This window comes from Limnospira sp. PMC 1279.21, assembly GCF_032349615.1.
Classification (GTDB): Bacteria; Cyanobacteriota; Cyanobacteriia; order Cyanobacteriales; family Microcoleaceae; genus Limnospira; species Limnospira fusiformis.
The window spans coordinates 38,409-45,815 of record NZ_JARPLU010000005.1; the positions used below are offsets into that span (position 1 = coordinate 38,409).

Annotated in this window: 6 protein-coding genes; 1 reads left to right on the forward strand and 5 read right to left on the reverse strand. The window is 43.7% G+C overall.

Annotation, left to right across the window (positions count from 1 at the left end):
* Positions 1-28: 28 nt before the first annotated feature.
* Positions 29-3,349, forward strand: a complete 3,321-nt coding sequence (treS, locus tag P5683_RS01550; RefSeq protein ID WP_315638630.1) for a maltose alpha-D-glucosyltransferase — start codon at positions 29-31, stop codon at positions 3,347-3,349.
* An 86-nt stretch (positions 3,350-3,435) separates the two neighbouring features.
* Here treS and P5683_RS01555 read toward each other — a convergent pair whose 3' ends face one another.
* The 5 genes from P5683_RS01555 to P5683_RS01575 form a co-directional block, all read right to left on the reverse strand.
* On the reverse strand, positions 3,436-4,143 hold the full coding sequence (locus tag P5683_RS01555) for an MgtC/SapB family protein (RefSeq protein WP_006624273.1): 708 nt from the start codon (positions 4,141-4,143) through the stop codon (positions 3,436-3,438).
* A 164-nt stretch (positions 4,144-4,307) separates the two neighbouring features.
* Complete coding sequence (locus P5683_RS01560; RefSeq protein ID WP_006624272.1) at positions 4,308-4,919, reverse strand: hypothetical protein; 612 nt, start codon at positions 4,917-4,919, stop codon at positions 4,308-4,310.
* Positions 4,920-4,998: 79 nt separating this feature from the next.
* Entirely contained in the window at positions 4,999-6,369 is a 1,371-nt protein-coding gene (mgtE, locus tag P5683_RS01565; RefSeq protein ID WP_006624271.1) for a magnesium transporter, read from the reverse strand.
* 364 nt (positions 6,370-6,733) lie between these two features.
* Positions 6,734-6,868 carry a hypothetical protein gene (locus P5683_RS01570; protein WP_006668412.1) on the reverse strand — a complete coding sequence of 45 codons (135 nt, stop codon included), beginning with the start codon at positions 6,866-6,868 and terminating at the stop codon, positions 6,734-6,736.
* A gap of 107 nt (positions 6,869-6,975) precedes the next feature.
* Positions 6,976-7,320, reverse strand: a complete 345-nt coding sequence (locus tag P5683_RS01575) for a hypothetical protein (protein ID WP_006624269.1) — start codon at positions 7,318-7,320, stop codon at positions 6,976-6,978.
* Positions 7,321-7,407 lie beyond the last annotated feature (87 nt).

Genomic DNA, 7,407 nt, shown 5'->3' on the forward strand with positions numbered 1-7,407 from the left:
CAAATATTGACGAACAGAAATTCAACCTATGGCACAATCAAAACTCAATAATGATCCGCTTTGGTTCAAAGATGCGATTATTTACGAAGTGCCAGTCCGCGCCTATTGTGATAGTAATGGCGATGGTATTGGCGACTTTGCTGGACTCACGGAAAAATTAGATTATCTGGAAGAACTCGGCATCACTGCCATCTGGATTTTACCATTTTTCCCCTCTCCCTTGCGAGATGATGGTTATGATATTTCCGATTACCGAGATGTTAATTATATCTATGGTAATTTAGATGATTTTAAAACCTTTCTGGATGCCGCCCATGAAAGGGGAATTAGGGTAATCATCGAGTTAGTAGTTAACCACACTTCCGACCAGCACCCGTGGTTTCAGCGGGCGAGGAGACTCCCCAAAGGCAGTAAAGAACGGGAATTTTATGTATGGAGTGATACCCCCGACAAATACCCAGAAGTTAGGATTATTTTCCAGGATTTTGAGACCTCTAATTGGGCGTGGGACCCGGTAGCAAAAGCCTATTATTGGCATCGTTTTTACTCCCATCAACCGGACTTAAATTATGAGAGTCCCGAATTGCAGCAAGCCGTGTTAGAACTCGCGGATTTTTGGTTAGGAATGGGAGTAGATGGGATGCGCTTAGATGCAGTCCCCTATCTGTGTGTGAGGGAAGGAACCAACTGCGAAAACCTGCCAGAAACCCATGCCTTTTTGAAAAGATTACGGGCTTATATTGATAGCAAATATGAGGATCGGATGCTATTAGCGGAAGCCAATCAATGGCCGGAAGATGCCGCCGCTTACTATGGGGAAGGTGATGAATGTCAGATGAATTTTCACTTCCCGTTAATGCCTCGTTTGTTTATGGCATTACGAATGGAAGATAGTTTCCCCATTGTGGATATTCTCAACCAAACTCCCTCTATTCCTAATAATTGTCAGTGGGCATTATTTCTGCGTAACCATGACGAGTTAACCTTAGAAATGGTGACAGACGAGGACCGAGATTATATGTATCGGGTCTATGCAGAAGATACCCAAGCGCGACTAAATTTAGGCATTCGTCGCCGTCTCGCGCCACTACTGGGGAACGATCGCCGCCAAATTGAACTAATGAATAGTCTGCTGCTTTCCTTACCAGGAACTCCCGTGCTGTACTATGGTGATGAAATTGGTATGGGGGATAATATATATATAGGCGATCGCAATGGAGTTCGCACCCCCATGCAGTGGAGTCCTGACCGTAACGCTGGCTTTAGTCGTGCCAACCCTCAGAAACTGTATCAACCAGTTATTTTAGACTCTGAATATCACTACGAAGCCATCAACGTGGAAGCGCAAAGCGCTAATCCTAATTCCCTGCTGTCATGGATGAAACGTTTAATTGCGATGCGGAAACGTTTTCAAGCCTTTGGACGTGGAACTTTTGAACTGTTACATCCCGAAAACAGGAAAGTATTAGCATTTGTCCGCACCTACTCTGGGGAACATATTTTAGTAGTGGCAAACCTGTCGCGATTTGTGCAGAGTGTAGAATTAGATTTAACCCCATTCCAGGGAATGGTTCCCGTGGAAATTTTCGGGCGAAATCAGTTCCCCAAAATTGGTGAATCTAGCTATTTTCTGAGTATCGCACCCTATGGATTTTACTGGTTTATGCTTCAGTTTGATCCAGCCACCAGCCTGCTACCACGTCCCCGCCACCAACTGCCAGCTTTAGAAGTGGCTAAAAGTTGGCATCAAATATTTTCTCAGTCGGATACCCGCGAACGTTTAGAGTCTTTATTCCCGGAATATCTGCATCGATCCTCGTGGTTTCTTAGTAAATCTAGGGTTATGCAGTCGGTGACAATTGCTGATTTTATTCCGATTCCTTTTCCGAAACAGGAAGCAGCTATTGTCATGCTAAATGTAGACTATACGGAAGGGTTTGCCGAAACCTATGTAGTGCTGTTATCTTGTGCTATTGGTGAACAATCAAAAGAAGTTAGTGCTAACTTTCCTAGTGCGGTGCTGGCTTCAGTAAAAATCGATGGTCAAGAGGGGATTTTATTTGAAGCAAGTGCTGATCAAGACTTCTTAACTCTCCCCCTAAATATGATTCGGAACCGCCAACAGTATAAGGGTAAACATGGCACTTTAACGGCGACGACTACAGAGGCGCTGGCGGGGGTAGATATGAGTCAAGAGAAACTCAACCCTCAGCTAATGGGAAAAACGGATAAAAATGCCTTAGTTGTTTATGGCGATCGCCTAATTTTCAAATTCTTCCGCCGAGTCGAACCGGGTATTAATCCCGAATTAGAAATTCGCAGTTTTTTGGGACAGAAACAACAATTAGAACACATTGCGCCAGTAATGGGAGGGTTAAAATATCAACCCCGTCGCGGAGAGTCTACAACTTTAGGAGTTTTGCAGGTATATATTCCCGATGGTGTTAAGGCTTGGAATTATACTTTAGATAATCTCCGAGACTTTTTCGATCGCATAACTTTACCAACCACGGAAACTCCGGTGGAGGTTCCCTCAGAATCTCTGCTAACCTTAAAAAATGAGGAAATTCCCGAAGAAGTAGGGATCGCGATCGGATCATATCTGAGTAATATTCAACTACTAGGTCAACGCACAGCCGAGTTACATATTGCCTTATCCAGCGATACGGACGATCCGAATTTTACCCCAGAACCCTTTTCATCTTTGTATCAGCGATCGATTTATCAATATTCCCGAAACCTGACCGGACAGGTAATGCTAAAGCTGAGAAAAGGACTGGGTTCTATGAAACCGGAAACCCGCGATTTAGCCAAAAAAGTTCTGAGTAAACATGAGTATATTTTAGGGCGTTTTCAATCCCTACTGAACCTCAAAATTACCGGAATGCGAACCCGTTGTCATGGGGACTATTCCTTAGATGAAATCCTCTATACAGGTAAAGATTTTTGGGTGATTGACTTTGAGGGAGAAACCTACCGCACTTTAAATGAAAGGCGGATGAAGCGATCGCCTTTGCGGGATGTCGCCGCCATGTTACAATCCCTCAATTATGCCACTCGTGTGGCTTTACTCAACGAGGTAGAAAATGGCATGATTCGACCCGAAAACGTACCCGAAATGGAACAATGGGCGAAAATCTGGTATAATTGGGTAGGTGCTAAATTTTTGGGCAGTTATTTAGAAGTAGCTAAAGAGGATGGATTTTTACCCAAGACCAAGCAGGAATTACAGGTATTGCTGGACAGCTACCTCCTAGAGCGAATTATCCAAAGTTTAGACTTCCACTATAATCGCAATCAACAACTAATTGATATTCCCTTACAGCAACTCTTAGAGGTTGTGGTCTAAAGGTTTATCGAATCGATGGGGAGGCGGAGCATTGACAGTGTAACCCGCCTCTACCGGGTCATGAATAATTGATAATCAACCATTAATTATTCATCATAGTCTTGCTCAAGAATCCGCCAACTCACAGATTTAATCGAAGGATCTAAACTTAATCGGCTAATTATTTGCTCCAACAAATTATCATCACGATTCTGGGCTATCATTTCAGCTTCAACCTCAACCAAATGATTAAAGTCATCCAAATCTTGACTCCGCAAAGAACGCAGCTTAATTTTCTTCATTTGACCCAGAGCATCCAGTAACAAAATCCTGACATTAGCTTCCTCATTACCCCGACAAACCAGGGAACAGAGATAATTAAATTCCAATTCAGTCCCTTCTGTAGGTTGCTGGTTAATGCGAAGACTCAAGGGGCGCAAAACCGTGTTAGCAATCAAAACCGCACCGGCTCCCATAAATGCTTCGGAAAAAAAACCAGCCCCCGATAAAGTCCCAATTGCCGCAGCGCACCAAATAGTCGCCGCCGTATTCAACCCCTTAACCGTGAGGCCTTCTTTTAAAATTACACCCCCAGCCAGAAAACCAATTCCAGACACAACTTGAGCCGCAATGCGGGTAGGGCTACCCTCTCCGGGAGTCATCACGGAAAGAATAACAAACATAGACGCTCCCGTGGCTACCAATGTATTAGTCCGTAACCCAGCCATGCGCTGTCGCCACTGACGTTCAATTCCCAAAGCCGAGCCTAACAAAAATGCCACAGTCAGTCTCAGCAATGTTTCTGTCCACTCCATGTATCACCTTCCGATTGTGGTTCGATGGACTCTGTACACAGTTGAGTTAAACTATGCCAAGAACCTACTGACTGCTGATTTTAGGATATTTTCGGCAGCACTCACCGGAAAAATAAGTGATGGGGAGGGGTTCAACCTCCCCATATTGCCCTATTCGGGAGCGGTTATGATTCGGGTTGGGAGTCTTGCAACTCCTCCCACAACTGTTCCAGACGCTCCATTGCTTGTCCGGGTGAGATTTTACCACTGGTTTCTAAAGCACAGGCGATCGCCACTTGATTAGAAAAATCCTGAAAAACTTGGTTAAAACGCAGATGTTCTGAAGTCAGTTGTCCGCGATAGCGACAATGGGGAGATAACATTTGTTGCAAAACCAGCCGATCTTCGCTCCGATCATTGATAGCAGCAGTAGTTTTTTGTCCATATTCAGCCAAAATTTGATTCAAATAATAGTTATCCTGTGCCTCTAACTTCTGAATCAAATGCAAAATCAAGGGAAGATTAACTTGGGCAATTAATTGATGCCATGACCGCTGCCACCATGAATATTTGAGACTAGGTACTGATTCCCCTAACTGGTTCAATGTGCAAGCTGGAGATAAAATAGATTGCTCGGAGGAACTCGCCATTTTGCGTAAAGTCTCCCGACGGGATGCCGAAGATTCCCGTTTTGCCATAGCTTTGTAAATTTGTGCAATTTCCTGTTTCCGCAAACAAATTTGTTTGAGGGTAGAAATAACACTGGGGCGGGAAGTGATAGCTTGACTCATCATCATGTTCTTATCTCCTTAGTTGTTACAATCTTTTTGCCAGCTTAGGGTGATTCCGTGACTCAGATACTGGGTTTAATGGCAGTTAACTAACGCCAACCAGTAACCCCACTAGGGAAAAATAAATCCACAGACCGGAAAAGTCTTTAATTGTGGTGATAAATGGATCGGCACCAGGACCGTGATCAAAGCCTAGTCTTAGCATAATCATCGGTAACATTGCCCCTAAAATTGCTCCCAGAGTAATTACACAAGCTAGGGCAATTCCGACGGCTAAACCGAGTTGGGGGATATCGTTAGGTAATCCTTGCCAGAAGTAGGCGGCTACTCCCGCCACAGTGCCTAAAATCACCCCGATAATCAAGCCAATGCGAACTTCTCGGAATAGATAAGCAGTAAACTGGCTGGGGTGAATTTGACTCCAGGCTAAACCACGGGCGAAAATAGTGCTTGATTGAGTGCCGACATTTCCTCCCATATCCATGACTAGGGGAATAAATACGGCAGCCGCCACGATCGCCTCTAGGGTATCTTCAAACCTTTCGATCACACCACCGACTAAAAAACCGCCAATCAGGGTGACAATTAAGAAAATTATCCGCAGTCTAATGGCATATATGGAAGGACCACGCACCAGTTTTTCACTCCAGCCTTGATCGCGGGTTAATAAATTCCCGACTCCGGCTTGGCCTAAAATTGTCTCGGTGGCTTCTTCTTCCACTAAGTCAATCACATCATCAAAGGTGATATCTCCAATTAATCGCCCTTCGTTATCGACTACGGGAATGGCGGGAAGGTCGTTATTTTTCAGGAGTTTAGCCGCTTTTAAATCGCGATCGCTGGCGCGGACGGCAATGGTTTCTCCCTCGGCTAATTCACCAATAATTTGATGGGGGTCGAATCTAATCAGGTTAACGGTAGAAACAAATCCGCGATAATATCTTTCGGCATCAATAATAAACACAACCGCCAGTTGATTCGGGTCTAATTCCGATTGGCGGATAATGCTTAGGGCATCCGCAACGGTCATGTTACTGCGGACTGTAATAAACCGCAGATTCATAATTCTTCCCGCACTATTTTCGGGATATCCCAGTAGTAAGTTAACGGTTTCCCTGGCTTGGGGACTGAGTTTCCCTATCAGTCGCTTAGTCACTTTAGCCGGAAGTTCCTCAAATAGCTGCACACGATCATCAGGATCAAGTGCTTCCAGAAGCGTCATTACTTCGGGATTTTCCATATCTTGAATTAGATCGGCTTGTTCTTCCGGGCGTAAATATTCAAAAACAGCGATCGCTCGGTTTTTTTCTAGTAATCGAAACGCTATAACTCGCTTATGGGGTTCAATTTGCATCAGCAGTTGTACCAATTCCGAAGCTGGTAAACTATTCGCCTCTTTTTTCGCCGCTTCTAATGCAAAAGGTTGTAGTAAATCGTTCAAAACATTGCCACGCATTTTTCACCTCTACTCACGAAATACCGGATAATTGGCAGCATCAAACCATGTTTATTGCCTTAATTTTTTGAGGATATTTGCCAGCACAAATCGACTCACAAAAGGTCATTTTGGGAGTGGCAAAAGTAGACCAAACACAGTTTCAGGCTGAATAAATCCTCAAAGATCCAACCTGTCAACCAGTCCACTGGCTGCACTATTTATTCAATAATCAAACATCCAAAAACAGCCTGGCTTTTTCTTCCAATAACCAGAAAAAACCAACTCGAAATTGATTGAAATATTCAGTAATAGTCTAGGGGGTTTACCTCCTTCCTTCCCAGTCACTATGCCCAGCAGTGACCGGAGATGAACCCCCTAATCTCTAATAAAGCGATCGGGGCAAATTCATCAAACCAATCAACTGCCAGCCACACCTAGGGCCAGGGTCAGGGTCTTCTGTAGACGAATCGGACTCTTGATGTGTAGTTATAAAACTACTACTACCAGGAATCTCCATTGGTTTAGTTTCCTCAAAAAGTTAAAGCAAACTTGTGGCATCCAAGCTGGCATAAACCAGCCTTCTGCCATACACCTTAGCATTGTAAGCATACAATCTGGTTTTTGTCAATACCATTGACCGGAAAAAATACTTTTCACCCCCAGAGATATCCGATTAAGATCTTCTTGGAGTAGGGGAGGCCATTCGACACCCTGTTTAGACTTGAGAATCAATTGCTGATGGCTTTCCATGGCTAATTGATACAAAGCCAACACCAGGGGGCGATCGAAGTTATCGGTTTCTTTGAGGGAGTCATACACCAGTTTAATTGCTAACAAAATCGATGTCACTTGACCAGGGACCGGGGGCTTACCTTCTTTCAGACGAATTAAAAAGGCATCGGGGTTATTTTGTATTTCCAAAGCCATACCCTGGTCAATTAAGAAACTACGGGCAGTTTTATAGTCCATTTTTCATCAGTAACAATGAATAATTAACAATTAATAATTAACAATTAATAATTAACAATTAATAATTAACAATTAATAATTAACAAT